The 23,618-nt window shown below is 60.0% G+C and carries 29 protein-coding genes and 1 pseudogene; 19 read left to right on the forward strand and 11 right to left on the reverse strand.

Annotation, left to right across the window (positions count from 1 at the left end):
• Positions 1-66: 66 nt before the first annotated feature.
• Genes AC1RQC_RS15745 through AC1RQC_RS15755 form a run of 3 tightly spaced genes read left to right on the forward strand, consistent with a single transcriptional unit; the run spans position 67 to position 1,560 of the window.
• Positions 67-528, forward strand: coding sequence for a helix-turn-helix domain-containing protein (locus AC1RQC_RS15745; RefSeq protein ID WP_416052270.1), 462 nt, complete (start codon positions 67-69; stop codon positions 526-528).
• Entirely contained in the window at positions 528-920 is a 393-nt protein-coding gene (locus AC1RQC_RS15750) for a hypothetical protein (RefSeq protein ID WP_492807063.1), read from the forward strand. Before AC1RQC_RS15745 ends, AC1RQC_RS15750 begins: the two co-directional genes overlap by 1 nt.
• Positions 814-1,560 carry a type II toxin-antitoxin system HipA family toxin gene (locus AC1RQC_RS15755; protein WP_492372122.1) on the forward strand — a complete coding sequence of 249 codons (747 nt, stop codon included), beginning with the start codon at positions 814-816 and terminating at the stop codon, positions 1,558-1,560. Before AC1RQC_RS15750 ends, AC1RQC_RS15755 begins: the two co-directional genes overlap by 107 nt.
• Before the next feature lie 101 nt (positions 1,561-1,661).
• Here the strand turns inward: AC1RQC_RS15755 and AC1RQC_RS15760 are convergent, their stop codons facing one another.
• Positions 1,662-2,465 (reverse strand): BPL-N domain-containing protein, encoded by an 804-nt coding sequence (locus tag AC1RQC_RS15760; protein ID WP_492807066.1) that lies wholly within the window; start codon positions 2,463-2,465, stop codon positions 1,662-1,664.
• 60 nt (positions 2,466-2,525) lie between these two features.
• Positions 2,526-3,203 (reverse strand): LysE family translocator, encoded by a 678-nt coding sequence (locus tag AC1RQC_RS15765; RefSeq protein WP_492807068.1) that lies wholly within the window; start codon positions 3,201-3,203, stop codon positions 2,526-2,528.
• A 288-nt stretch (positions 3,204-3,491) separates the two neighbouring features.
• Between AC1RQC_RS15765 and AC1RQC_RS15770 the strand changes: the two genes are divergently transcribed.
• The 4 genes from AC1RQC_RS15770 (at position 3,492) to AC1RQC_RS15785 (ending at position 6,090) form a co-directional block, all read left to right on the forward strand.
• Positions 3,492-3,734 carry a hypothetical protein gene (locus AC1RQC_RS15770; protein WP_150990685.1) on the forward strand — a complete coding sequence of 81 codons (243 nt, stop codon included), beginning with the start codon at positions 3,492-3,494 and terminating at the stop codon, positions 3,732-3,734.
• A 313-nt stretch (positions 3,735-4,047) separates the two neighbouring features.
• Positions 4,048-4,362 carry a hypothetical protein gene (locus tag AC1RQC_RS15775; protein ID WP_492883911.1) on the forward strand — a complete coding sequence of 105 codons (315 nt, stop codon included), beginning with the start codon at positions 4,048-4,050 and terminating at the stop codon, positions 4,360-4,362.
• 216 nt (positions 4,363-4,578) lie between these two features.
• Positions 4,579-5,442 carry a GntR family transcriptional regulator gene (locus AC1RQC_RS15780; RefSeq protein WP_492884050.1) on the forward strand — a complete coding sequence of 288 codons (864 nt, stop codon included), beginning with the start codon at positions 4,579-4,581 and terminating at the stop codon, positions 5,440-5,442.
• 39 nt (positions 5,443-5,481) lie between these two features.
• Positions 5,482-6,090, forward strand: coding sequence for a TlpA family protein disulfide reductase (locus AC1RQC_RS15785; protein WP_492372127.1), 609 nt, complete (start codon positions 5,482-5,484; stop codon positions 6,088-6,090).
• Positions 6,091-6,140: 50 nt separating this feature from the next.
• On the opposite strand, the gene AC1RQC_RS15790 is transcribed toward AC1RQC_RS15785, so the two are convergent.
• Both AC1RQC_RS15790 and AC1RQC_RS15795 read right to left on the reverse strand, forming a co-directional pair.
• A complete protein-coding gene (locus AC1RQC_RS15790) occupies positions 6,141-7,094 on the reverse strand; it encodes a TonB-dependent receptor (protein ID WP_492372128.1) in 954 nt (317 codons plus the stop codon).
• An 89-nt stretch (positions 7,095-7,183) separates the two neighbouring features.
• Positions 7,184-7,567, reverse strand: a complete 384-nt coding sequence (locus AC1RQC_RS15795; RefSeq protein ID WP_492372129.1) for a DUF2946 family protein — start codon at positions 7,565-7,567, stop codon at positions 7,184-7,186.
• A gap of 353 nt (positions 7,568-7,920) precedes the next feature.
• Between AC1RQC_RS15795 and AC1RQC_RS15800 the strand changes: the two genes are divergently transcribed.
• Positions 7,921-8,688, forward strand: a complete 768-nt coding sequence (locus tag AC1RQC_RS15800) for a hypothetical protein (protein WP_492883913.1) — start codon at positions 7,921-7,923, stop codon at positions 8,686-8,688.
• On the opposite strand, the gene AC1RQC_RS15805 is transcribed toward AC1RQC_RS15800, so the two are convergent.
• The 3 genes from AC1RQC_RS15805 to AC1RQC_RS15815 all read right to left on the reverse strand — a co-directional run bounded on the left by AC1RQC_RS15805 (position 8,619) and on the right by AC1RQC_RS15815 (position 10,795).
• Positions 8,619-9,287, reverse strand: a complete 669-nt coding sequence (locus AC1RQC_RS15805; protein WP_492372133.1) for a peroxiredoxin-like family protein — start codon at positions 9,285-9,287, stop codon at positions 8,619-8,621. The two genes, AC1RQC_RS15800 and AC1RQC_RS15805, sit on opposite strands and share 70 nt — an antisense overlap.
• Positions 9,288-9,639: 352 nt before the next feature.
• Positions 9,640-10,392 (reverse strand): DJ-1/PfpI family protein, encoded by a 753-nt coding sequence (locus tag AC1RQC_RS15810; protein WP_492372134.1) that lies wholly within the window; start codon positions 10,390-10,392, stop codon positions 9,640-9,642.
• 55 nt (positions 10,393-10,447) lie between these two features.
• The gene (locus AC1RQC_RS15815) at positions 10,448-10,795 is read right to left on the reverse strand and encodes a hypothetical protein (RefSeq protein ID WP_492883915.1); all 348 of its coding nucleotides are present in this window, start codon (positions 10,793-10,795) and stop codon (positions 10,448-10,450) included.
• 220 nt (positions 10,796-11,015) lie between these two features.
• Between AC1RQC_RS15815 and AC1RQC_RS15820 the strand changes: the two genes are divergently transcribed.
• Positions 11,016-11,972 carry an AraC-like ligand-binding domain-containing protein gene (locus AC1RQC_RS15820; RefSeq protein WP_492372136.1) on the forward strand — a complete coding sequence of 319 codons (957 nt, stop codon included), beginning with the start codon at positions 11,016-11,018 and terminating at the stop codon, positions 11,970-11,972.
• A 199-nt stretch (positions 11,973-12,171) separates the two neighbouring features.
• Here AC1RQC_RS15820 and AC1RQC_RS15825 read toward each other — a convergent pair whose 3' ends face one another.
• A complete protein-coding gene (locus tag AC1RQC_RS15825) occupies positions 12,172-13,140 on the reverse strand; it encodes a GlxA family transcriptional regulator (protein WP_492829526.1) in 969 nt (322 codons plus the stop codon).
• A gap of 177 nt (positions 13,141-13,317) precedes the next feature.
• On the opposite strand from AC1RQC_RS15825, the gene AC1RQC_RS15830 reads away from it, so the two are divergent.
• The 6 genes and pseudogenes from AC1RQC_RS15830 to AC1RQC_RS15855 all read left to right on the forward strand — a co-directional run.
• The gene (locus AC1RQC_RS15830; RefSeq protein WP_492883917.1) at positions 13,318-13,959 is read left to right on the forward strand and encodes an HD domain-containing protein; all 642 of its coding nucleotides are present in this window, start codon (positions 13,318-13,320) and stop codon (positions 13,957-13,959) included.
• A 271-nt stretch (positions 13,960-14,230) separates the two neighbouring features.
• Positions 14,231-14,581 carry a DUF6616 family protein gene (locus AC1RQC_RS15835; protein WP_492883919.1) on the forward strand — a complete coding sequence of 117 codons (351 nt, stop codon included), beginning with the start codon at positions 14,231-14,233 and terminating at the stop codon, positions 14,579-14,581.
• A 112-nt stretch (positions 14,582-14,693) separates the two neighbouring features.
• Positions 14,694-15,347 carry an alpha/beta fold hydrolase gene (locus tag AC1RQC_RS15840; RefSeq protein WP_492883921.1) on the forward strand — a complete coding sequence of 218 codons (654 nt, stop codon included), beginning with the start codon at positions 14,694-14,696 and terminating at the stop codon, positions 15,345-15,347.
• A gap of 134 nt (positions 15,348-15,481) precedes the next feature.
• The gene (locus AC1RQC_RS15845; RefSeq protein ID WP_492372141.1) at positions 15,482-16,105 is read left to right on the forward strand and encodes an HD domain-containing protein; all 624 of its coding nucleotides are present in this window, start codon (positions 15,482-15,484) and stop codon (positions 16,103-16,105) included.
• 98 nt (positions 16,106-16,203) lie between these two features.
• A complete protein-coding gene (locus tag AC1RQC_RS15850) occupies positions 16,204-16,524 on the forward strand; it encodes a hypothetical protein (RefSeq protein WP_492372180.1) in 321 nt (106 codons plus the stop codon).
• Positions 16,461-16,754 (forward strand): annotated as a pseudogene (locus tag AC1RQC_RS15855) (DUF3363 domain-containing protein); the annotation flags it as partial. The gene AC1RQC_RS15850 and the pseudogene AC1RQC_RS15855, both read left to right, overlap by 64 nt.
• Positions 16,755-16,813: 59 nt before the next feature.
• Here AC1RQC_RS15855 and AC1RQC_RS15860 read toward each other — a convergent pair.
• The gene (locus tag AC1RQC_RS15860; RefSeq protein ID WP_492372142.1) at positions 16,814-17,761 is read right to left on the reverse strand and encodes an AraC family transcriptional regulator; all 948 of its coding nucleotides are present in this window, start codon (positions 17,759-17,761) and stop codon (positions 16,814-16,816) included.
• 113 nt (positions 17,762-17,874) lie between these two features.
• Here AC1RQC_RS15860 and AC1RQC_RS15865 point away from each other — a divergent pair, with 113 nt between their 5' ends.
• Both AC1RQC_RS15865 and AC1RQC_RS15870 read left to right on the forward strand, forming a co-directional pair.
• A complete protein-coding gene (locus AC1RQC_RS15865) occupies positions 17,875-18,240 on the forward strand; it encodes a nuclear transport factor 2 family protein (RefSeq protein WP_492829531.1) in 366 nt (121 codons plus the stop codon).
• A gap of 8 nt (positions 18,241-18,248) precedes the next feature.
• Positions 18,249-19,442 carry an alpha/beta fold hydrolase gene (locus AC1RQC_RS15870; protein ID WP_492883923.1) on the forward strand — a complete coding sequence of 398 codons (1,194 nt, stop codon included), beginning with the start codon at positions 18,249-18,251 and terminating at the stop codon, positions 19,440-19,442.
• Between the two features lie 139 nt (positions 19,443-19,581).
• Here the strand turns inward: AC1RQC_RS15870 and AC1RQC_RS15875 are convergent, their stop codons facing one another.
• The gene (locus AC1RQC_RS15875) at positions 19,582-20,538 is read right to left on the reverse strand and encodes a LysR family transcriptional regulator (RefSeq protein ID WP_492883925.1); all 957 of its coding nucleotides are present in this window, start codon (positions 20,536-20,538) and stop codon (positions 19,582-19,584) included.
• A gap of 166 nt (positions 20,539-20,704) precedes the next feature.
• Here AC1RQC_RS15875 and AC1RQC_RS15880 point away from each other — a divergent pair, with 166 nt between their 5' ends.
• Entirely contained in the window at positions 20,705-21,481 is a 777-nt protein-coding gene (locus AC1RQC_RS15880) for an alpha/beta fold hydrolase (RefSeq protein WP_492883927.1), read from the forward strand.
• 222 nt (positions 21,482-21,703) lie between these two features.
• On the opposite strand, the gene AC1RQC_RS15885 is transcribed toward AC1RQC_RS15880, so the two are convergent.
• Positions 21,704-22,624: a LysR family transcriptional regulator gene (locus tag AC1RQC_RS15885; protein WP_492883929.1), complete on the reverse strand. Its 921-nt coding sequence runs from the start codon at positions 22,622-22,624 to the stop codon at positions 21,704-21,706.
• Between the two features lie 113 nt (positions 22,625-22,737).
• Here AC1RQC_RS15885 and AC1RQC_RS15890 point away from each other — a divergent pair, with 113 nt between their 5' ends.
• Positions 22,738-23,616, forward strand: a complete 879-nt coding sequence (locus AC1RQC_RS15890; RefSeq protein WP_492372147.1) for an MBL fold metallo-hydrolase — start codon at positions 22,738-22,740, stop codon at positions 23,614-23,616.
• Positions 23,617-23,618: the final 2 nt, after the last annotated feature.

A 23,618-nucleotide genomic window follows, 5' to 3' on the forward strand; every position in this document is an offset into this window, starting at 1 on the left:
GCGTCGCTCCTGAAAAGTGCTATTATTTTTGCATTCTCGGCCTGGATATGTAGAAATATTGCCGCCATGGCGAAAAAAACCGCGCCACTCCTTCCCTCAACCCAGCGTTTGCTTGTCGAGTTCGGCGAACGTCTCAAGCTCGCTCGCCTGCGAAGAAAGCTCACGGCCAAGCAGGTGGCAGAGCGTGCCGGGATGTCTCAGATGACATTGCGATCGCTTGAGGCCGGTGGCTCGGGCGTAACGATCGGCGCTTATCTTTCGGTGATGCAGGTGTTGGGCGTCGAGAAAGACCTGGCCAAGATCGCGGAGACGGACGAGATCGGCAGAGGCCTGCAAGATTCCCGTTTGCTAGGACGCACGTCCAGCCAGCGCGCCGCTGCGCCGCGCCTGCCTCGCGACGAAACAGTCGCCCGTCCAGAGGACAGGTGGCCAGTTGAGACAGCAACCCCGCTTCCCGTCAATAGTGAGTCCTTGGCTGCCTTGATCTCCCCAAGGAGAAAGAAGCCAGCGGACGAGGAACACGAGTGATGAGCAAGATGATCGGGGTCTACGCTGACTGGGATGGCCTGGCATCCGCCAAGCGCCTTGGCTGGTTGCATGCCAGGAAGGCAAGGGCAGCAGAGCTGTTCGAGTTCGAGTACGATCCGGCGGCCTTGGCTGATCCCGCATTGGGGCGCTTGCAGATTGATCCCCGCATCGGGCTCTATTCTGGCCCACAGTTTCCAGGAGAACATCACGACAAGTTCGGGGTATTTGTCGACTCGTGTCCTGATAGATGGGGGCGCGTGTTGATGAGGCGGCGGCTGGAGCGCGATGTTCGCGACGGCATCTTCCCCAAGGGCACAAGGCTCTTTGAGTCCGACTACCTGCTCGGACAGCGATGGCCACCTCTGGATCGCAAAATTCCCGAGCACCCGTGATGAGCATGATGTTGGCGCATGGGAGATGGTCGTGAACGCCCTGGCTACAGCGTGCGAGTTGCGGGTAGCGAAAGGGATGGCGCAGCGCTTCGCAAGCGACCACCACTGCTTCATGGTCAAGCGCTTCGATCGCACCAGTGCTGGCCGGAGACTGCATTTCGCTTCCGCCATGACCATGACCGGTCGGGTCGATGGCGACGACGCTGCCGCTGGCGCGAGCTATTTAGAATTGGCCGAAGTGATCATCCGGCATGGTGCGCAGCCCAGCGAGGATTTGTGCGAGCTTTGGTCACGCATCGTCTTCAACATCCTTGTCTCCAATACCGATGACCATTTGCGCAATCATGGATTCATCCTGATGCCAGGAAAGGGGTGGCGGCTATCCGAAGCCTATGACATGAACCCTGTTCCCATCGCCGATGGCTTGACGCTGAACATCACTCACGCTGACAACGCGCTGGATCTGGAGCTTGCACGAGAGGTGGCCGGGTATTTCCGGGTTTCCATGTCCGATGCCGATGACATCATCGAGGACTTCAAGAGGGTTGTCGGTCAGTGGCGGATTGCTGCGAACGGACTGCAACTGTCGCAGCGGGAACAGGACAATATGGCTTCTGCCTTTCGCCTGGCGCTGCGATAGGCAGGGCGCGATACCGCTCGGATCGAAGAGGCCCGGAGCCGGAATCCGTTGGTTACTGGCCTGAGGTTTTCCGGCTCGATGTGGGTATCGAGATCAGCCAGTCAGCCCAGCATCAACCCGGCATGCGCCAGCAAGTGGCGAAACACTGCCAGCCGGGCATCTCCCGTTTGCGCCAGCTTGCGGCAAACGTGCAGGTGCGCCGTCATGTCGCTGTGTCCGCGCAGGGCGTCCTTGCACTCGCGGTCCGAGATCTCCAGGTGGATGCCTGTGAGGATGGCGCAGCCCTTGCCCACGGGGGCGCTGACGATGGCGGGCGGGGTGCCTTCCAGGCCCGTGTACACGGCCAGGATCTGCGCCGCGTGGTTTGTTGCATCGCCGAAGTCGAAGCGGCAGCCGCCGTGGTAGTGCGCATACAGCGTGATCGGGGCATGGGTCAGGCTATGGGTGGTGCGTATTTCTGCTGCCGCGGTGCTTCGCGGTGTTGCGTCATACGCGACGCCCCGGGTGAGTTCGGGCAAGCAGCCAACCGCGACAGCATCCACGAAACTCAGTTCGCGCGGGCCGCAGATGGCACCTTCGGTGCCGGCATGGAAGGCGAGTTCCCTGCAGGCGTAGTACGCGCCCGCGCAGATGCCGAGGTAGGCGCCGCCTTCTTCGACAAAGCGCCGGATGCGCGCGTTGGGCGCGCCGTTCAGGGCTGCGCAATAGGGCAGGTCCGCACCGCCCGGCATGACAAACATCACGGCATCATCAAAGAGCGTTTCGTCCTGCCGGATGTCGTCGGCCATGACCGCCCGGATCTCGTACGCGCCGGGAAGCAACTGCTGCCCGATCATCCGCATCAGGCGCGAGGTCCCGTCGGAGGTGCCGGCGTCGATATAGGTCAGGATCTGGGGCTTCGGCATGATGGTTTGGCCCTTTTTTGCCCGATTGGGCGCGATAGTGTGGCAGCGGTGCTGCGTGCCTCAGGTTTGCGCGCGGCGGTAAAACGCCAGCCCGCCAGCCAGCGCAATCAGCGTGCCGCCCGACAGCCGGTTCAGCCAGCGCATGCCGTCACCACGAAAGGCGTGCACAATGCGTGCGCCCAGCGCCGCGTACACCAGCATGACGGCCAGGTTCAGCAGGCATTGGGCCAGCGTCAGGATGGCGTATTGCGGCAGCAACGCCGCGCTCGTATCGATGAACTGGGGCAGGAAGGCCGAGATAAACAGCAGCGCCTTGGGATTGGTCAGCGCCACCAGGAAACTGCGTGAGAACAGGACGCGGCCCCGCGCCGATGCCGGCGTCCGGGCGGCAGCGGAATCCGAAGGCGTATCCGGTGTCGGCTCCGGTGTTGTCTCCGGTACCGTCTGCGGCTCCTTGCCTGAGCGCAGCATCTTCCACCCCACATACGCCAGATAGGCGGCGCCAAACCATTTGATCGCCTCGAAGGCAACCTCGGACGCGGCGATGACGGCGCCAAGCCCTGCGGCCACGGTGACGACCAGGATGATGTCGGCCGCGAGCGCCCCGGCCATGCCCCAGCACGCCTTGCGTACACCATGCCTGGAGCCGTTGTTCAGGGCCAGCAGCACGGTCGGGCCGGGAGTGGCAATGGTCACTGCCGAGGCAAAGATGAAGAGCAGCAGGGTAGGGAGCGTCATGGTGCAATCTGGCTGGCGCACACGTGGGCGGGCGGGAGACATAGGATGATTGCCCGCCGGCAGATTGTCCAGTGCCTGGCATGCCCGGCGTTGCCGCGCCATGTGTTGCGCAATTGGCAAAAATGCAAGCCGGGATTGCACGAGATGAGCAGACATTGCGTGTTTTGATACGATGATGGTTAGAACGCAACGGTAGCCCGCAACCGCTATGGCGCTTGCGATGCGCGCTTGAACGACTAGCGTTCGCCCGGCGAGGTTGCGGTTCTCCAATAAAAAGCGGAGACGGCCATGATTAAAGAATACGCGTGGAAGAAGCGGGTTTTCGAGACCCATGAAGTACAAGTGCAGGTGCGGCCGAGAACGCCCACGGTCTGGGAGTACACGGTGCGGGTCTGCCGCCCGGGCACGAACATCCGGGCCGCCGGGACGTTGCTGGAATCGTCCAAGGTAACGGACCTGTTCCCCACGGCGGACGCGGCGGAGACGGCTGGTTTTGCCCACGGTGCGGAGCTGGCGAAACGGCTGGCCTAGGGTGCGGTTGATGCCCGGAAAGGGCTGGTAAACGTCGATTTGGTGCTTTTTGCCGGCTGATGGTGTAGCAGTGTGACTTTTTGTGGCGGGTGGTTTGGAGCGTACTTTGTGCCGTTATACTGCGCAGGTCGTTGCAACCACAGCGACCGGGTTTAGCGGCCCGCGGAAAAAGGTGACCAATCCGCCATCAATCCGCGTGAAAAAGGAGGCATACCCATGCCCCAGTCTTCGCTTGCTCGTCCCGGGCAAATCGTATCTTCCAAGCCAGCCATCCTCAGCCAGCGCCCGCGCGCCTGCCAACGGAGGGCGCCCGATGCATAGGTACCCGCACTACAACATCACCGCCCAGCGCGCCGGGCGTGACACCTTCCTCACGGCCCACGCCCTTTCCGAAAGCCCGCTAAGCCTCGCCGCCGAGAAAACCGCGCAACTCAACGCGCTGCTTTCGGTGGCTGTCGAGAACGCTGCTGGCGGCTCCTTGTGCAACATCACCGAAGAGACGCAGAGCCATCTGCTTTCGCTGGCGGCCGTGCTCGCGCATGAAACGCTGGTGCTGAGCGAGTTGGCCGCCCAGGACGATGAGGGTGAGGGTGAGGGTGAGGGTGAGGGGGAGGGCGGCGATGGATGATGGCTGGCCGGCCGTCTAGCCACAGGGGGGAAGATGGCCGCGCGGCGCATGACATCGATACGGTACTTCGCGCGCATCGCAGCTTGGCGGCGCCAAACAAAGTGCACTACAACACGCGCTGCCGATCGCGCTGCCAATCGCGCGCTTGCGGCCCCATGCAGCCATCGACTATGTTGAATCTCAAGGCCGATGTGGCCGCGTCGATGAGGAGCCGTGATGAACAGGGTCATAGGACACCTGGCCGTGCTCGTTGTCCTTGGCCTGTCTGTCTTGCATGGGGCGCAGGCCTCCGACATCGACTGTAAGTCAGCGTTCGGCGCGGGATCGGTCCGCTGTGAAGATCCAAACGGCAACGGGATGCGATGTGGCCTGGCGACCGACGGGCGCTCGCGCAACAAGCACCTGGTCTGCGATAACGCGGAGCTTTCGACGCGCTACGAGCGCATCTATGCCGAACAGCAGAGGCTGCTGCACAGCGGCGTCACCAACGATGCCGACGTCCGCGCCTGGCGCAGCAAGCGCGATGCCTGCGGGTCCGTGCGCTGTCTTGATAGCCTGTTCCATGAATGGTGGCGGTGGCGGGACGTTGCCCGCATGAAGCCGGCACGGCCCGCCGTTGCGCCGAGCAAGCCCGTTGTACCAAGCACGACCGTTGTGCCGAGCACCGCCGTTGCAGCCTCTGTCCCGCCAAAGCAGGAGCCGGCACCTCCCGCGCAAGACCCGGCGACGCCGACTCAGTTGGCTGCCGTGCCAGAGAGCGCGCAATCGAGCGAGCCGACATCGCCGGCGGTCGCCGACGTTCAGGCGCCGCCCGCCTCGATCGAAACCGGGCAAGTCCCGCCCGAGCCAGCCTCTCGCGCCATGGTGTCGCCAGGCTTATCGCCAGGCTTGTTGTCAGGCTTGCTGATGGGCTTTGCCGCCTTCAGCATTGGCGTGGCCTGGCTTTGGAAACGCAAGCGAGATCGGCTCGCCTCGCCTAAACATGAACGGCGTCGGGCCATCTCCGCAGGCATGGCGATCCTGTACGGCTTGCTCATCGTGAATGTGCTGCTCCTGGCGTTCACGCTGAGGTCGAGTTAACACACCTTGTTTTCACACGGCTGGCCAAGACAATCGTCAATGGTCAACCTGACCCTTCGGAAGCGCTTAGGCGCTTGGCCCGGTGAGGGCCGGTTCTACGGCCGGCATGCCGGCCGTAAAATGTGGACTACCGAATGGCATTGGAGTGTCCTCAATATGCGCATGCTGGCGGTTCTGACTTGTGCGCTATGGTCGGTTTCGGCCATGGCCGGCGGACTGGAGGTCGGCGAGGCGGTCCCGGCTTTCGACATCAAGCTCACCGATGGTCGCCATGTCACGCCGAGCGCCGCGGCGGGCCGAGTTACGATCATCAACTTCTGGGCGACCTGGTGCGCGCCATGCCGCAAAGAAATGCCAGCGCTTGAAGCGTTCTATCGAGAACATCACGCGCAAGGCGTGGACGTGATTGCCGTCAGCATTGACAAGCCCAGCGACCAGGCCGAGGCGCAGGCGGTAATGAAGTCCTACACGTTTGCGCTGGCTTTCGTTGGCGATGCCGACGTGAAGGGCTTCGGCCGCCTGTGGCGAATTCCGGTGACATTCGTGATCGACCAGAACGGCATCTTGCGCAGGGATGGCTGGCATGCCGAGCCCACTGTCGACCTGGAATTGCTCGAGAAGCAAGTCGTGCCGCTGCTCAAGCGTTAGGCTACCGCGACGCCGGCCGGAAGCTGCGCCCCCCAGCCGGTTCAACTCGGTCAGAAGACGTAGCGGGTGCCGATCGTACCCGTCCAGCGAGGGGCCAGTTGCAGCCCGTTGACCCGCTGGTAGATTGGCACCTGGACAAAGGCGTAGAGCTTGACGTGCTTGCTGATGTTCACCGTGGCGCCCGGGCTCAGATAAACCAGGGTACCGCCACTATTTTCGGTGTCGGCATTGTCGCCAAGGTCTCGCTTGGCAATTCTGGTGTTGATCTGCAACTGCGGCGTAACAGCTTCAAAATGCAAATACCGCACCCCGGCGTTGACTGACAGGGACATGCCCGGCTTGTATTGTTCCCGATAATCTAGCGGCACCTGCAGCATCGCTTGGGCGAAGCCGTCGAAATCCTGGCTTATCGCTCCATAGTAATAGGCGCCCGCCATCAGGTCGGTAGTGCCGGTGCCAAACTGCAGGCCACGGTCAAGCGGCGAGCCGGCGGAAGGCCCCGAATTGAAGTTCTGGTGAAAACCTCCTGTTGGAAGCTTGACGCCGAATTGCAGGCCGAAGTTCTTGCTCTCCAGGAGTCCCTGGTATCGGCCCACCACGCGCACATCGCCCAGGCCGTTGCCGGACGAGCCGGATACGTCCGTGTCTCCTGGCGAGATCGTGGTATGGGTCCGGCTGACATAGGGCACCTGGACATTGACGCCCCAATCGGCGTTGAAGCTGTAATCGACGCCGAGCGTAGTGTAGCGGTTGATTGTGCCTTGCTCGACTTCGCGGTCGTTCGGGACAGCGAGGCTGCCGCGGTCGACCGCGTGCGTGCCGGATCGTAACTGCGATTGGTTCAGGTAGTCGTAGCGTAGGTCGAGTCGCAGGCCTGCATCGGCATAGTAGCCTTGGCTGTCCCAGTCGGAACTCAGCGTGCAACCGCAGCTTGCGCACGCGAACGCAAAGGTGGGGAATAGCAGGGCGGCACCTGTGGTGCCGGCGCGAAGGATCGGATTCATGGCGTTCTGGGCATACGGGGGCGAACCGGTGGTCCGCCCGTGGCAAGAGCGCGGGCTTTTGGCGCGCGCGGGTGGTCAGGCGATGGTGCCTATGCCAAGGGTGGCGCTCGAGCTGTCGCGCGAAGGATGCCCGGAGGCCGATACGCATTGCGCTGTGGCACTGCCCGCACGAAACCAAGCTGGCTGAGGTGAGGCAGAAACACAAGTGGGGCGTGCGTTATCGCATCCGTGCCGCCGATGTCCGCGCAGAGCAGACAGCAGAGGCGATCGTCGAGGCTCTGGTGGTCCCCGGGAGCGTCCTCATCGGGCGCCACTTGATCATCGCTGGAGACGACGCGGTTTCCGCCTGCGCTGCAGATTGTGTGATCTATCACCCCCTCGGCCGATTGTGCGTGGGCCATCATCGGCCATGGCGCGTGCAACGCCATGCCAAGCAGCGCAAGCCACAAGATGAGCCGATGTGCGAACGACATATCGTGCAGAGAAAATGGGTCGCTGATTATCGTGGTGGGTGGCCGCCAAAGCCGACGCGTTCAGTCCTCGTTTTGCGTGATCCCGGGTGGGACACAAAGCCGCACCCACTGACATCGTGGCTGCCATGTGTAGCATCGGGCATTCATTGTCCCTTCCCTTGTCATAGTGAGCCTACGCCGGGATTTCCCTGCTCTTTGTGCGTTACACCACGAAAGCGGTGGTGCATGATGCGGCGCCATCAAGTCGATGTCTCTTTTTGTTTCCGGTGACTTGTCATTAAGGAGCTTGGCATCAAGCCTTCAGACAAAGTACCCGCAGCGTGTATCCTCTGCACTCACTGAACAGCAAGGACATGAATACAGTGAACAGGGAAATCACCTTAATGCGTCACGGCCAGCCGAATCTGGCCGTGTTCGACAAGGTTTCGGCACGCGATATGCAACGCTGGATTGAGCAATATGATCTATCCGAAATCATTGACCAGCCCGCCCCGGAATACAGCCCGATTGCTAGCTGTTCTGTCCTAGGCATTGAACAGCGGGGACATCGTCGCTATGCTGGTGCGCAAGATTGGCATCGTCCGCTACTGGCCGGTCTACTTGACCCGGGCGCTGACATTGCTCTATCTGGCGATGCTCCTGTCCTGGGTGTACGCCTTCGGCATCTCCGGCCGCCAGACGGCCCGCTTCAGACCACGGCAACCCAGCGCCAGAAACGGTTCCAGCGCGACGTGCCGTTCGCCACCCACTGTCGGCGCAGCCCTTCCACCAAGTCATCCAGCAGCGGCAACTGTTTGCGCACATCCTTGGTGCGCACGATGCGCCCGCTTGAGGAGCACAACGCTCCCCGTGCGCGACGACTTCAGGAATGCGGTCAGTCGATGTGGAGCTTCAGATTGATTTCGAACGTCCGCTTCGGCGGCTTTGTTGCCGAGCCCTCCCATGTCGTCGTCGAGCGCCGCATCGCCGGCCAGCCAGACACACGAATTAACGCCGCGCGTGTCCCTTTGGTGTTGACTTTGCCATCGCACGGTGTCGCCAATTGTGCTTCCTATACGATTGGCGTGCCGAGCCGGTCGAGAACGGGCAACAGTTCGGCCGGTTCCGGTCGACGGGTGTAGTCGGGGTTCACCTCGGCATAGACGATCATGCCGTTCTGCTCGATGACATAGCGGGCCGGCATCGGCAGGGTCCATGAAGGATCGTCGTTGATGACAGCCAGATCGTTTTTGAAGGCGGTCTTGTAGATGTCGATCAGATAGTCTGGCAACGCGAAGCGCAGGCCATACGCGTCGGCTACTGTACCGCGTGGGTCGATCAGAATCGGGAAACCGAGCTTATTGTCTCTGATCGACTTGCGGCTGTTCGCTGCGGTCTGCATTGAAATGGCGACCAGCTGTGCGCCCCGAGCCGCGACGTCGCTGCGGGCCTCTTCCAGCGCCTGAAGTTCCATATTGCAGTAGGGACACCAGACCCCGCGATAGAAGGTCAAAACCACCGGCCCATTGGCCAGAAGATCTGCAAGATTGATCGTTTGACCGTCGGTATTCTCGAGCGCAAACGTTGGCGCTCTGTCGCCTGCCTTTTTCGCTCGCTCCGCTTGGCCTGAGACGACGAGTTCCTCGGTTGACCTGTGAAGTTTCTCCACCACGGAACTCGGGATTCTCGTACCAGATTCGACGTCTGCTCTGAAGGTGTCGAGCTTTTCTTTCAAAGACATAGCGATTTCCATTTAGGGAATAACTGAATAAAGGCATGTACACCGGCAGTGGCTCTGCGCTTTCGCAAAACCGATCTGTCGCTTCATCTCTGACTCATCTCTCAGGCACACATATGACAGCGCTTACGAGCCACTCAACGATGACTGCCACGCAGATTAAATCAGCCTTTCCTTTGCTGTTGCTTCGGCTGGCTCAGCGGTGCGTCGTCGACAGGATGCGACTGCGAGGAACCCCGTTCTCATCCGTAACAAGAGCTAGGCGCGACGGGTACTGTCTTGAGAACGTCCGCCGGTCGAAGTCGGCTGGAACTTACGTCCCAGCCGACCAAGCCAGCGCTTCCGAGCGCCGCCTTCAGGCGGTAGCGGCGGCGAACTTCAAAGCTTCGGCGCGATAGAGGGAAATCATGTCGGCCATCATTCCTTCGAACTTGCCCACCGCCGCGGGACCTGCGCTTGCCGCGGTTCCGGTGCCGAATGGCGGATGCGGGTCGTACTCGACGATAAATTCGGCCAGTTCCGCGACCTGTCGCCCGAACGCCTGTTCCGCCACGAGAAGGGCCGCTTCGAAACTGCCCACGCTCGGACCGGCGGTATAGACATTCCCATCCGCGACAACTCCACCCGTGACGACCTCCGTCACGCCGTAGTGAGGCAGAATCGAGTGGGAGTTATGGCTGATCGTTGCGCGCTTGCCTCGCAGAAACCCGGCGGCACCGAGCGTCAGTACGCCATTGCAAACGCCGATGAGGTAGCGCGCCATTTTTCCCCGGGTCGCGACAAAGTCCACAACTTCGCGATCGGTCTGCACTTCCGGAGGCATCATCGGCACGGCGATGACATCCAGGTCAGGGCAATCGGAAAAGGTCGCTGTGGGGAGCGTCCAAAAGCCCTGGAAACCTTCGACCGGCTCGCGCGACTTCCAGACCAAGTAAATTTCGGCGCCAGGCAACGTGCCAAGGACGGCCTGGACACCAACCATGTCCAGCGGAAAGTAGCCGGGACCGATCATAATGCCGACCCGGAACGGAGGGCCCTTTTTTGCGGTCGCGTCGCGAAGCCTGTTGAGAGAAGGAATGTCTGTTTTCAGGGATTCATTGGTCATCATTACGCTCGCTTTCTATTGATACTCAAAGAGACATCGATTGGAGATATGGTTGTAATCAAACAGCCGCATCTAGCAGCTGCGGCGCTTCCTGGTCTGTGGGACTGGGCACATCCTCGCCGACGACGCTCATCACCTTCCGGCGCGTTTTGTCGACGACGAGCCGCACGGTGTCGGGGTGCGAATAATGTCCCACAGGATCGGCGGCACTCTTGGAGAGGACGATTTTGGTGGGATCGAGGTCGGCATAGAGAATGCCTTCCTCATCCTCGGGCAGAGGCGAACACAAAGGATGGCCATCCAGCCCATAGATCATGGAGAAGCCGCCTCCCGGCTTGCCGGTAGTCGGACTCAGTAGCTTGACACGGGGGGCCGCCTGTACGCACGCGGCTTTGATCGCTTCCATCGCCTTTCTTCACGTTGATATGTAGTCGCCTAGACTATTCCTTTGCCGTCCGCGCACTTTTCTGGTGGCGAGGTAATAGTTGTTTCCAAGCGCAGTGCGACAAATCGCTCCAGGAGAAAAATGCCCAATGTGTCACGTGTCGCTGATGCATTGAGATTGGAGCGGTCACGTGATATCGTGGCTGCCTCCAAATGCCGTATTTCGTGCAGCGGGTGGCGGGATGAACAGGTTCCATTCCACGACAGGTGTAGCCGACTCCAAACGGTTCGCCTACTGGCAGGATGTCGTGTGCAACACATTTGTGCAGATAGATTGTGTTCCGCTGTCGGATCGCCCTTTTTTTGGCGAAATTAGTACGGCACAGGTCGACGACTTGCAATTTTCCCAGGTGCGTAGCCGCGACCATCAAGTGATTCGTACGTCCCAGCGGATCGACGGAGGGCGTGAGGAGTACGCCCTCATGCAGTTTCAGTTGAGCGGCAATAGCACGGTTGTGCAGGACGGGCGGGATGCAACGATCACCGCCGGAGATTGTGTCTGCTACGATTCCGTCCGTCCGTACACGCTTCAATTCCGCGATGATTTCGAAGCGCTGGTTTTCCAAATTCCCCGGCAACGATTAGTCGGCCGCTTGGGGCAAACGGAACGGATGACCGCTCGTGCCGTCCGTGGCGGTAGCCTGTTAGGTACCTTGACGGTGCCCTTCCTGCGCCAACTTGGCGGCGTGGTGTCGCAGGTCGATCCGGCCATGGCGCGTCGTCTATCCTCCATCGCCGTCGATCTGGTGACCGCTGCTCTGAGTGACTTAATCTCCGCCGACGAGCGTCGACCGAGTTGGGCCGGTACCGCACTGAAGTGCCGGGCCAAGGCGGTAATCGAAGAGTCGCTGCACAATCCTGATCTCAATACGGAAAGGGTGGCGTCGGTCCTCGGCATCTCGCCTCGCTATCTGCAGTCGCTGTTCCGCGAGGAGGGGGAAACAGTCAGTGACTGTATTTGGAGCAGGCGCCTGGAACGCGCGCGACGCGACCTGGCTGATCCGCTGTTGGCGGCTAGATATATCAGCCAGATCGCAATGGACAATGGCTTCAATAATTTTGCCCACTTTAGCAAGCGGTTTCGCGCCGCCTTCGGCATGTCGCCGCGCGAATACAAGGCGACGCTCGTTCGAGATTGAAAGCGTTTTCGGAAAGTTCCGCCTAGCCTAGCCTCGATCGCATTGGCGATCTTGAGCACTCGGGCGTCGCCGCCTGCATGGCCTTGAATTGCCGTGCCGATGGCCGCCGCTGATCCGGTTGTGTCGCGATAAAGACGGGACGAAGTTGTTCGCGTCAAGTAGGGGCCAATATGGCCCTACTTGGGCTGCCCTAGCCCCTTTAGCCCGGCTCGCCGTCTCGCGCGAAACGTCGCGCGTACTCGTTGGGGCTCACGCCCATACGTCTTATGAACGCCTTTCGCAGCACGTCGACGCTACGATAACCGCATCGACGTGCGATCTCTTCCGTCGAATTCCGCCCCAACTCGAATGCCCGGCAGGCAGCTTCTAACCGCACCTCTTCCACATACTTGGCGGGCGTGACGTTTAATTCCCGTCGAAACGTACGGATAAGCGTCCTGACACTGGTTGATAGTCTGTCTGCCAGTATCTCTACCGTAAGCTCCGCATGCAAATGCTCGCCGATCCAAAGGCACAACTCGTCCAGGCTCGAACTCGACGCCCGCTGCGATCGAAGGGCGACGCTGAACTGCGCTTGCCCGCCTGGCCGTCGCAGGAATAGGACTAAAGTCTTCGCAATTTCCAGCGCGGCATCATCTCCTAGGTCTTCGGCTACCAGCGCGAGCGCTAGATCGATCCCTGCGGAAATGCCGGCCGAGGTATACACATTGCCATCTTTCACCCAGATAGGCGTCGGATCGACCGCGACTTTTGGGTAGCGTTCAGCCAATTGTGTTGCCATACACCAATGAGTTGTCGCTCTACGACCGTCCAGTAGTCCTGCATCTGCCAACGCGAACGCGCCAACACATATTGAGCATACGCGGCGCACTGACGGTGACTTGGTTCGGATCCACTCAATCGCTGCTGGATCAAGTCGGTCGATTGCCTTCAAGCCCGAAGCGACAATCAAGGTGTCGATCGACTCGTCGCTACGGCTCTCCTGTTCAAGCGTCCTGTGCCCCCGTAGTCCGATGCCGATTTCGCTTTCCAGACACACATCCGCACTGCAGCATACCAATTCAATTGTGTAGGGAGCGGGCCCATCGAGTAGCCGGTTCGCAAAGGAGAACACTTCGGCAGGTCCGATCACGTCAATCGCATCGACCGGCGGCAAACCCAAAATCACGATTCGCCTATGCCGGCCAGCCTTAGGCTGCTTACGCGCCTCCGTCCGCTTCCTCATTTTCGCCTCGCGTATGTACAAGATTGAATTTTGGCACAAATAGACTGAAAACAGTCATTTGCGCCAAGCTGAGGGCGCCTAGACTGAAAGCCTCGTTCACTTCACGTTCGCGGAGGACACATGAACACGCCAGTCACTATCGGAGGCGTCAGCGCCCCGGATTCTGCGCTCACCCGGAAAGCGGTATCGCTCGTCGAACGGGTCCATTCAAAGGTACTGCTTAACCACTTGCACCGGACCTGGTGGTTTGCAGAATTTATCGCCAAGCGGCGGGGGCTAGCGTACGACCGCGAGCTTGTCTACCTAGCCGCAATTCTGCACGACCTCAGTCTCTCCGACGAATTCGCGGCGGACCAGCGCTTCGAGGTTGATAGCGCCGATGCTGCCAACAGGTTCCTGCTCGAGAACGACTACCCGAAATCCAAGGCCGAGCTTGTCTGGGATGCCATCGCTCTCCACACTTCCACGGGCATCGTTGATCGCAAGCAGTCCGAGGTTGCACTGATTCACATCGGGGCTTATGCCGACCTTTTTGGGCTTCGACTTGATGAAATTACGCCATCCCTAGTTGATGATGTGCTTGCTCTTTACCCTCGGATAGGAATGAAGGCCGCGTTTACGGAAGCGTTAGCTGAAGTCGTCAGGAAAAAGCCCCATACATCTTTTGGCACCGGATTGGTCGATATTGGACATCGCCATGTTCATGGCTTCGGTTGTCCAAACCTGTGCGACCTCATCAACGACGCTCCATTCGACAGCTGAGAGGTTTTGTCGCGTCAACGCGGTGGGTTAGAACGGGTCGCGAATTTCTTCGCTGGCCGTTGGCCAGCGAAATGCACAACGATGTACGTGCCTGAGTATAAGTGTATGTCTGCAGTTGATCTCCCGCGCAATTCACCTTTCGCCGAGTAGCCAATGCAAAATACGTCAAGGGACGGCATGGGATCATCACGAAATAATTCACCTCGACGTTGCTGCAACCACGCTTTTCATCGAGGAATGGCTTCATTTAGCACACTCGGAGGTAACATCCGTGCAACAGATATTTGTCGAACTCTACAACTACGGTCCTGCCTGGGCCAAATTCTCCGAAAATGAGCGGGCCGATTTTATTAAAAAAGTTATCGAGTCGGTAAACGGAATGAAAGATGCCGGCGTCGATGTCATCGCCTATGGCAAGAACGCCTGCGAAACGGATCGTCGTGCGCCGTACGATTTCTTTTGCGTCTATCGCGTGCCGAGTGCTGAGTTTCAGCGCGAATTCGAGCGCCGGATTGCTGCGTCCGGCTGGTACGACTACTTTGAGCAGGTGAATGTCAGCGGGCCTGCGGAGGGTTTTTCGGATGTACTGCTAGGCAACGTCAAGATGGCTCGTCCGGGCTAAGCCTTTTCACAGAGCTACCCGATCATCGATGCCTATCTTTGCGAATCTTGCGGCGGCGCGCAGGTGGCAGTGTGGGTGCCAAGTATAGCCGTCAAAGGTCGAGGAGACTGTCATGACAATCACCTCCGACAGCAGCGACGGTGAACTCACTCTGAACATCACCAGTGACGTGCCGGCAATCAACGTGCCGACCATCGTCATCGCGGGCGAACTCGATGTGGCCGATTCCATCGAGCTTTTCAAGGCAGAGCCATTGTTGTGCGTTCCGCATGCCGTTCTACAGATCGTGCCGGACACTGGCCATCTATTGCCCCTGAAGTCGGCCAAAGAGCACGTGCGATTGATTCATGAATTCGCGGATGTGCGCGCCGCAGGCAAGCTCACACAAGAGCAGAGCACGGCGCTCGTTCTCGGCGCCTTCGATACGTTCATCAACAAGCGGGATTACGCGGCCGCCGACCAGTATTGGTCGGATGGCTACATTCAGCGCAGCGCTCACATTGCGCCCAGCCCCGACGGACTGTTCAACCAGGTCCGGACGGTGCCGCGCGCGCTGGAATACGAAAATCACGCCATCGCAGCTGAGGAGGATTACGTGATCTCGCACGGACGCGTTTCCGGCAGTGGCCGGCAGATGGCTCGCCGAGCATTGGGACGTGCTTACCGCCTTCGATTCGGACGACGTCGGCAGCTACCCAGGCCAGAGGCAACCAAGACACAGTCCCTCGGCGGCTTGCCGATGTTTGGCGACCGGTTCCCTGACTGACACCGGTAGCTAACCCTCAAGAAGGAGCGGAAACATGAAACTCGCAGGCAACACCATCTTCATTGCCGGCGGGGGATCGGGCATGCCCGTTACCTCGATCAACCATCGTGTAGGGCACACTGCAGGAGGTACTTATGATCTCAGGAATTAAAGCACCGGAGACCCAGTTGGCCCGGGAAGCTGAGGAGTTCGTGCAATCGTCGTCCAGCGCGATGCTCTACAACCACGTCATGCGGTGCTACTGGTTTACCGAGCTGTTTGCACGGCAGGAAAATTCCAAGGCTGATCGCGAGTTGATGTTCCTCTCGGCGACGTTGCACGACCTCGGCTTCACAGAACATGGGCGCGGCCCGCATCGCTTCGAGATCGAGGGTGCTCATGCGGCCCGCCGGTTCCTCAAGGATCGGGGCGTGCCGGATATCCGGTCGTGGCAGGTGTGGAGCACGATCGCTCTGCATACATGGGACATCAATCTCTACAAGGAGGACGAAGCGCGCCTGGTGGAGCTCGGGATCCTGTACGATGTCGTCGGACTCCCTGACGCCAAGCTCGACCCCGCAGACGTGGCTGAAGTCGTGAAGCGCTATCCACGCCTGGGCTTTAAACGAGGCTTCTACGAGCTCCTCTGCGAAGAGCTCGACACCAAGCAGCCCTACCAGCACTTTAACCACATATGCACCTGCATCGCGCACAATCGCGCGCCGATGGCGATGCCCGACGGGCAGGCGGTGCTGAACGGAGCGCCGTTCGACGAGTAGCCTGAACTCGATCTCGCGCTCTCCCTACAGGGAGGGCGCACCGGATCAGCGCGGAACAGCGAGATCCCGAACGGATTTCCGACGATATCAAACAGGACTTGGTCGTCCTTGTTCCCCGCGATCGGCCTCAAATCGACTCCGCCTACAACAAGCGCAGCGGGCATGCGTTGCACATCCCGCCGCCAGAACTGATGGCGAAACCCAAGAAGGATGAAGCACGCGGGCGGGCGGCCAAACCGAGCATCAGCCCCGCCATCATTCGCACGTTCTGCGGGGAACTGGGCGTCCCGGAACAACCAGCATTCAAGGTCGTTCGCGACACCGTGGCCAACGCGGTCCGGAAATGGCCCCTGATGTGCCCGGAGATTCGACTGAGCGGGGCCGCCAGCACAATGCGCAGCGCCTGGGCGGCAGCGTGACCGTGGAACTGAAATCGCACCTGCTAATTGAGCGGCAGGCGCGCGTGATTGGCGCCACTTGGCTCGACCAGTAGCTGATCGGTGGCGGCAAGGGGCAGGGTGACTTGGGCTTTGGTAGCGAGATCAAGGATGCGCCGCGGCAGCGCGCCGATTTCCTGACTGAACAGGGGCTGGCCGAACAGGCTAGTCGGCGCCTCATCCTCGCGCGTAATCTGCTGGCAACGTTGCGCGGTGGTGGCGCGTCCTGGGAGCTTGGCAGACAACGTGGGCCTTCAGTTTGAACATAGACCTATGATGTAACCGATCCAGGCTCGCGCTGGCCAGCAGGCGCGTGGCGCCGTGGTGCGCGGCGGTGCTGGGTCGGCGAAACCCCCCGAGCCAACTTGAAGGCACGACTGAACGAAAATTCCGACCTATAGCCAACGCGCGAGGCAATCTCGCCAAGTCGCAACTCGGTTTCCTCCAGCAGTTGCGCGGCAATGCCCATGCGCCAGCGCGTCAGATATTGGTGTGGTGGCTCGCCGACCAAGGCGCAGAAGTTGCGGGCAAAAGCAGCACGCGACAAGCGAGCTTCTTTGGCGAGTTCCTCCAGTGTCCATGCACGGTCGGGTGCTTCGTGTATACGCGCGAGAACCCGTGTCATCTGCGGCGAGCGCAAAGCTGAAAACCAGTCGTTCGCCGCCGGAGAAGCCGCATCGGCCCAACCGCGCATGAAGTAAACGAACAGGGATGAGAGCAGGTTGCGCACCACGATATGGTTGCCGAAGTTCGACGTCTCCACTTCGTGACGCAGCATGCGTAGCGTATCGCTTAGCGATGAGCTGCCAGGTTCCATTCCGGCGCGCAACGCCACGACTTGAGGCAATGCCCGCAGAGCAGGAAGCGCCAGGTGCTGATCCACGTTGAACTGACCGCAAATCAACGTGGTGGCGTTTGGATTGCTGTCGAGAACGCCATCGCGCTGGGCGAGGAAGGATTCGAGCGGTATGGCTCGGCCGCGCTTTGAGTACGCCACTTCATGCGCATGGCCACGCGGAAACATGACCATTTCACCAGCCTGCAACTCGATGGTTGCCGCATCGGCTTGGCGGACGAAGGCGCGCCCCGCCGCGACGAAATGAAACACCACGGCATCGCGAGCTTGCACCGCAAACCCCCATGGCCCTGCCACGCGTGTGCGCACCAGCACCAAGCCGTCGGCCCGAACTGCTTTCAACCAACCATTCAATGCGTCCATCGTCTCATGTTAGCATGAATGAGACGAATTGATATGTGTTAGCGAATTATCGACATGGCTAATCTCCTTCGCGATTGATTCAATACAGTTCACCACAATCAAGAGGTGAACCCATGAATAGAGATCGCATCCAAGCCGCAATCGACACCATCTACGCGCGCATCTTCAACCAAGGCGAGTCAGAGCTGCTGCCAGGCCTGGTTGCCGGCCCGTATATCCAGCACAACCCGCTGTTTCCGGATGGCACCGATTTCATCGCCGGCTACATCAAGCAGGTTGGCAAGGTGCCGTGCGAAGTCAAGCGCATTGCGATCGACGGCGACCTGGCTTTCATCCACGTGCGCTACCTGGACTGGGGCGGCAAGGAAACCGCTGGCGTAGACATTTTCCGTTTCGATGCCGATGGAAAGATCGTCGAGCACTGGGACGTACTGCAACCGGTTCCGGAAATGACCAACAACACGAACACGATGTTCTGAGTGGGAACATGGCGGTGGCAAAGACCAATCCATACGCGGCTGGCCTCGAACGCAACGCCGCCAAACTCGTTGCCTTGTCGCCGCTGTCTTTCAACGAACACACGGCGCTGGTGTATCTGCAGCGACTTGCCCTGATCTATGGCGAGCGCCGCCAAACATGGGGCGAGCCCTTCGCGCGCTGCCGCCGCCTTGCCGATGCGCTGGCTCGAATGGGCGTCGGCGTCGGCAATAGGGTGGCCACGATGCTGCCGAATGTGCCGGCGATGCTGGAGGCGCACTTTGGCGTGCCGGGCAGCGGTGCGGTACTTAACACCCACAAAGAGATCCCGTCACAGCGACATTGCATGCAAACCAAGGAACACATCATGACGAAACCAATAAACCCAGACAGCATGGAGTTCATCGAAGTAGATGGCTTGAAAATCCGCTTCCAACGTAACGGAGTTGAAGGACGAATTCCTATCGTGCTCACGAGTCCATGGCCGGAAAGTCTATATGCCTTCCAGCGAATTTGGCCGATCCTCAGCGCGGAAGCCTCCCTCCTTGCATTCGATCTTCCCGGCTTTGGACTCTCGGAAAGTCGACAGCAATTGATGTCGCCCAGAGCAATGGGCGATTTCATTCCCAAGATTCTGGCGGCGCTCGGCCTTGGCCGTGTCCATGCCGTCGGGCCTGACGTCGGCACCTCTGCTCTTCTCTTTGCGGCCCAGGCACAGCCGGAACTGTTCGAGAGCTTGGTAGTGGGCAGCGGCGCCACCGATGCAGCGCTCACGGCGGGCGCGTTGAAGGACATCATCAACGCGCCATCGACGGTTGCCTTCGAAGAAATGAATGGTGAGACGTTCGCCGCTGCCGCGATTGACTCGATGATGAAGTCCAAGCCTGAGCCTCAAGCCCTGAAGGACTATCTGGCGGCTTCGGCTGGCCGGCGCTTCATCGAGGCGATGGCCTATGTGCGCGCCTACCCCATCGATCTTCCGATTCTGCCTGCGGCATTCCCCAGCATTCGAACCCCGATCCTGAGCATATGGGGTGCGCATGATCCACTTGTCCCTCCTGAAAACGCCGACGTCCTGAACAAGTCGTTGCCGAGAACTCGCTCCCTGCTGCTCGACAGCGGGCACTTCGCCTGGGAAGACCGCGCGGAAGAGTACGCCGCGGCAATCCTGGAATGGGTTCGAGGCGGCTACAGAACCGTCTAGCGACGGCAGGTGCTACTCATCAAACAAGCCCGACGGAACACTTATGCGCAGAGACATTGAATTCTACTGTCGCTCGACATGCACTTCGCTTCACGCGAGAAAGCGCTGATCACTAGCTTTGTCGTGTGACCATGTAAGGCTAGCCCCTCGAAGCAGACCGTGACATCGCATGGGCTCCATGCGATGGCTGCAGGTGATCCCAAGGAGGTTGGTCGCCGAATGCTCCAATTAGTTGGTCGATGAACTGGCGTACTTTGAGTGGCACGTGACGCGTGCTCGGATAGACCGCTTGGATCGTCAACTCCGTCGCGCGGTAGGAGGGGAGCAGCGCGACCAACTCACCACGCGCAACGTACTCGCCGAAGACGAACGTTGGTCCATAGGCGAGGCCGGCGCCTTCCAGTGCCGCAGCCAGCAGCAGCTGCATGTTGTTGGCGTTAATGCGGCACGTACCGCCGATGACGTGCGCGCGGCCTGTCGTGTCTATCAATGTCCAGTCACCGGCTGACACGGCCTCGCTGAACACAAGCCGCTGCGCGCCCTGCAGGTCCTCCACCGTGTGCGGCGTGCCGTGCTTCTGCAGATAGGCGGGGGACGCGCACACCGCCATACGACAGGGAGCAATCCGCCGTGCGACGAGGCCGGAGTCAGGTAGCCGACCGATCCGGATTGCTAAATCCGCTCCGATATCCAGCAGATCGACATAGCGATCGTTCAACAGCACCTCGACGTTGACGTGTGGGTGCGCCTCGATATAGCGCGCCACAACACCTCCCAGATGCATCGCACCGAACGTCATGGGCGCGGCGATTCGTAACACGCCGCGGGCGACGCTTTGTGAATCGCTTGCCTCGCGATTCGCCTCGTCAAACGCTTCGAGAATCCGCTTGCACCGGTCGTAATAGGTGTGCCCCACGTCGGTCAGGCTCAGGCGGCGGGTGGTGCGCTGGAGCAACCGCGCGTTCAGCTCCGTCTCGAGCGCGGTCACATACTTGCCTGCCATGGCAGGCGAGAGTCCGAAACGCCGGGCGGCCGCGGCTAGGCTGCCTTCGTCAAACGCGGCCACGAATACGCCGATACAAGTGAATCGGTCCATCTTCCGTCCCCTTGATTCGATAACTATATTATCGACTGCAGGTCACGAAACGACAATTATAAATTCTGAAGCCAGTGTCTACGATAACGACACGGTTCGAACGGCGAGCAAGCCAAATATGGACCGCATCTGAATCCACACAAACAGACGAAGCAGCGAGATGACAATGGACATCCAATCAAACGGCATCCGGATTCGCGTTACCGAGAAGGGGCAAGGCGACCTGGTGCTGGTGTTTCTGCACTACTACGGCGGATCGTCACGAACCTGGCAGTTCGTCACAGACGAGCTGTCGGAAAATTATCGGACGGTGGCGACCGACCACCGCGGCTGGGGTCATTCGGACGCCCCGGAAGCCGGCTACACGATCGCCGACCTTGCCGACGACGCGCAAGGCGTGATCGAAGCGCTGGGCTTGAAGCGCTACGTGCTCGTCGGTCATTCGATGGGCGGCAAGACTGCGCAACTGCTGGCGTCGCGCGGGCTGCCGGGGCTGGAAGGCGTGGTGCTCGTGGCACCGTCGCCGCCGTCGCCGATGATGGTGTCTGACGAGCAACGCACGGCCATGGTAGGCGCTTATGCGTCGCGCGAATCAATCGGCTGGGTGCTGGACAACGTCCTGACTGCCACACCGCTCGCACCGGTGCGCCGCGAGCAGGTGATCGAAGATAGCCTGCGCGGTGCGCCGCAAGCCAAGGCCGCATGGCCGAACTTGGCGATGCGCGAGGACATCACCGCCGACGTGGCCGCCATCAACGTGCCCGTACAGGTGATCTCCGGCGAGCTGGACAAGGTAGATCGCGTGGAAACGCTGCGTGCCGAATTGCTGCCGAGAATTGCCGGCGCGCGCCTTGAGGTGCTACCCGGCATCGGCCACTTGTCGCCGCTAGAAGCACCGTCTGCAGTTGCGGCAGCCATCCGCCGCTTCGTCGCCGAACTATAGCGCGGTGCTTCCAATGCCCAATTCACTTGGGGCTTGCTAACCCGGTCTATTGAAATCGTCCGGCGGCTGTCCCCTAACGTTGGATCTCGCCGGATTCGTATGAGAAAGGAGAATAACGTGGAAACTGGAATTCCTCTCGAGACGGACGTCCTGTCTGTAAGCGATCTCTTGCCGCTGTTCTTCGTCCCTTGCTAGCTGCAACTCAGCCCGCGTACGAAACGCTCAACGCGCGCCGTGCGTCCTCGCGTCCCACGGCGCGACCTCGCCACCAAAACGATCGGCAAGGAACTCAATGAGAAGTCGTAAGGGCTTGGGTTGATGCCGACGAGATAGAAAGACGGCTTGAACTTCCAAGGGATCGAGCGCGTACTTGGGCAGCACAGGCTGTAACGTACCTCGAGCCAGGTCGTCGCCCACATAGAACGTGGGCAGCATTACGATTCCGCCACCCGCCAGTGCGGCTGCCCGCATTATGGAGGTCTCGTTCGCGGTGAGGATTCCTTGAGCTTCAATTGTTGTCAGTTGACCTTCGAGCCGTAGGTGGTATTCGGGCGCGAACGCGGTGCTATGGATGATACAGCGGTGAGTGCGTAGGTCTTCGGGGGATTTGGGAACGCCCGCACGCTTGAGGTACGCCGGTGAGGCGCATAGGACTGAATGGCAGGTCGCTAGTCGACGAGCGACAAGCCCGGGGTCGATCCGATTGCTGAGACGCACGGCCAAGTCGATACGGTCCTCCACGAGGTTGACCGCTCGGTCAACCAGGATCAACTCGATTTCCACTAAGGGATGAAGTGCCTGGAAATCCACGATCGCCGAAGTCAACTGCGCTTGCGCGAACGCCGGCGACGAAGTCAGCCGCAGTCGCCCGTGCGCTTCGCCACCACCCTGGCTTGTTTGCGCGGCGACGTCTTCGGCCAGCGCAACCATTTCGCGACAGTTCTCCAACGCTCGCTCACCCGCATCGCTCAAGGCGAGCCTACGTGTAGTGCGGTGCAGGAGCCGTGCACCAAGCCAATCCTCCAGCCCCTCGAGATAACGGCTTGCCATCGCTCTGGACATGCCGAGCGTGTCTGCCGCCGCACTAACGCTTCCTCGATCCACGATCTCGATGAAGACGCGCATCGCCGTCAGTCTGTCCATGTCATTTGCTCGGTTTAGTTGACAAACATTTAATCGAAACGCAGTTTATCTCTCTTTTGGTAGTCAATATAGTTCACCTGACGACAGCATCCCGCTGCCAACAGGAGAACTCCATGATCGCTCGCTCGCTCACCAGCTTGGTTACTGCTGCAGCATTTGCGCTTACCGCGGTAACCGCCCACGCCCAGCCCGGACCGCTGAGTTTGAAGGTCTACAACGCTGACGCGGACAGCTTCAATGTCAACTCGGTGCTGGTGACGGGCAAAACCGACGCTGTGCTGCTCGATACGGGCTTCACCCGAGCAGACGCATTGCGCATCACCGCAATGGTGTTGGATAGCCGCAAGACGCTGAAGCTGATCTATATCAGCCAGCCAGATCCCGACTACTACTTTGGCATCGACGTCCTGAAGACGTACTTCCCTGATGTGAAAGTCGTCGCTACTGCTCCGACCATCAAGAAGATTGAAGCTACGTTGCCCAAGAAGCTGGCGTTCTGGCCGCCGAAGATGGGCGCGAACGCTCCAAAGAGTGTCAGCCTGCCAGAGGTTCTCGTCGGCAACACGATCACGCTGGAAGGTCAGACGCTGGAAATCCGTGGCACGAAAGATCGCCTGCCACACCGTAGCTATGTCTGGATCCCCTCTATCAAGGCCGTAGTCGGTGGAGTGAATGTGTTCGCCGGTCTACACGTCTGGACGGCTGACGCCGCTAGCGCTGAAGACCGCGCTGCTTGGTCCAAGAAGCTTAGCGATATCGCCGCGCTACTGCCGACAATTGTGGTGCCAGGCCACTCTGCTCCGGGTCAGGAGCAAAACGTCTCCCAAGTCGCCTTCACGCAGGCATATCTGCAGCGTTGGGATGCTGAATTGGGGCAGGCAGACGATAGTGCCACGCTCATCGGCGCGATGAAGGCCGCATATCCCACCGCTGGACTCGGCATCGCCCTGGACATCGGCGCCAAGGTCGGCAAGGGCGAAATGAAGTGGTAGTG

Source organism: Cupriavidus sp. GW822-FHT03E04 (assembly GCF_058801495.1).

Coding starts and splice junctions, on each gene's coding strand:
- AC1RQC_RS15775 (WP_492883911.1), top strand. CDS start 4,048: ATGCATAGGTACCCGCACTACAACATCACCGCCCAGCGCGCCGGGCGT.
- AC1RQC_RS15885 (WP_492883929.1), bottom strand. CDS start 22,624: ATGGACAGACTGACGGCGATGCGCGTCTTCATCGAGATCGTGGATCGA.
- AC1RQC_RS15760 (WP_492807066.1), bottom strand. CDS start 2,465: ATGCCGAAGCCCCAGATCCTGACCTATATCGACGCCGGCACCTCCGAC.
- AC1RQC_RS15840 (WP_492883921.1), top strand. CDS start 14,694: ATGACAATCACCTCCGACAGCAGCGACGGTGAACTCACTCTGAACATC.
- AC1RQC_RS15870 (WP_492883923.1), top strand. CDS start 18,249: ATGGCGGTGGCAAAGACCAATCCATACGCGGCTGGCCTCGAACGCAAC.
- AC1RQC_RS15765 (WP_492807068.1), bottom strand. CDS start 3,203: ATGACGCTCCCTACCCTGCTGCTCTTCATCTTTGCCTCGGCAGTGACC.
- AC1RQC_RS15790 (WP_492372128.1), bottom strand. CDS start 7,094: ATGAATCCGATCCTTCGCGCCGGCACCACAGGTGCCGCCCTGCTATTC.
- AC1RQC_RS15810 (WP_492372134.1), bottom strand. CDS start 10,392: ATGATGACCAATGAATCCCTGAAAACAGACATTCCTTCTCTCAACAGG.
- AC1RQC_RS15745 (WP_416052270.1), top strand. CDS start 67: ATGGCGAAAAAAACCGCGCCACTCCTTCCCTCAACCCAGCGTTTGCTT.
- AC1RQC_RS15785 (WP_492372127.1), top strand. CDS start 5,482: ATGGTCAACCTGACCCTTCGGAAGCGCTTAGGCGCTTGGCCCGGTGAG.
- AC1RQC_RS15865 (WP_492829531.1), top strand. CDS start 17,875: ATGAATAGAGATCGCATCCAAGCCGCAATCGACACCATCTACGCGCGC.
- AC1RQC_RS15750 (WP_492807063.1), top strand. CDS start 528: ATGAGCAAGATGATCGGGGTCTACGCTGACTGGGATGGCCTGGCATCC.
- AC1RQC_RS15875 (WP_492883925.1), bottom strand. CDS start 20,538: ATGGACCGATTCACTTGTATCGGCGTATTCGTGGCCGCGTTTGACGAA.
- AC1RQC_RS15845 (WP_492372141.1), top strand. CDS start 15,482: ATGATCTCAGGAATTAAAGCACCGGAGACCCAGTTGGCCCGGGAAGCT.
- AC1RQC_RS15770 (WP_150990685.1), top strand. CDS start 3,492: ATGATTAAAGAATACGCGTGGAAGAAGCGGGTTTTCGAGACCCATGAA.
- AC1RQC_RS15820 (WP_492372136.1), top strand. CDS start 11,016: ATGAACAGGTTCCATTCCACGACAGGTGTAGCCGACTCCAAACGGTTC.
- AC1RQC_RS15780 (WP_492884050.1), top strand. CDS start 4,579: ATGAACAGGGTCATAGGACACCTGGCCGTGCTCGTTGTCCTTGGCCTG.
- AC1RQC_RS15800 (WP_492883913.1), top strand. CDS start 7,921: ATGAATACAGTGAACAGGGAAATCACCTTAATGCGTCACGGCCAGCCG.
- AC1RQC_RS15795 (WP_492372129.1), bottom strand. CDS start 7,567: ATGTCGTTCGCACATCGGCTCATCTTGTGGCTTGCGCTGCTTGGCATG.
- AC1RQC_RS15890 (WP_492372147.1), top strand. CDS start 22,738: ATGATCGCTCGCTCGCTCACCAGCTTGGTTACTGCTGCAGCATTTGCG.
- AC1RQC_RS15815 (WP_492883915.1), bottom strand. CDS start 10,795: ATGGAAGCGATCAAAGCCGCGTGCGTACAGGCGGCCCCCCGTGTCAAG.
- AC1RQC_RS15830 (WP_492883917.1), top strand. CDS start 13,318: ATGAACACGCCAGTCACTATCGGAGGCGTCAGCGCCCCGGATTCTGCG.
- AC1RQC_RS15755 (WP_492372122.1), top strand. CDS start 814: ATGTTCGCGACGGCATCTTCCCCAAGGGCACAAGGCTCTTTGAGTCCG.
- AC1RQC_RS15860 (WP_492372142.1), bottom strand. CDS start 17,761: ATGGACGCATTGAATGGTTGGTTGAAAGCAGTTCGGGCCGACGGCTTG.
- AC1RQC_RS15805 (WP_492372133.1), bottom strand. CDS start 9,287: ATGTCTTTGAAAGAAAAGCTCGACACCTTCAGAGCAGACGTCGAATCT.
- AC1RQC_RS15880 (WP_492883927.1), top strand. CDS start 20,705: ATGGACATCCAATCAAACGGCATCCGGATTCGCGTTACCGAGAAGGGG.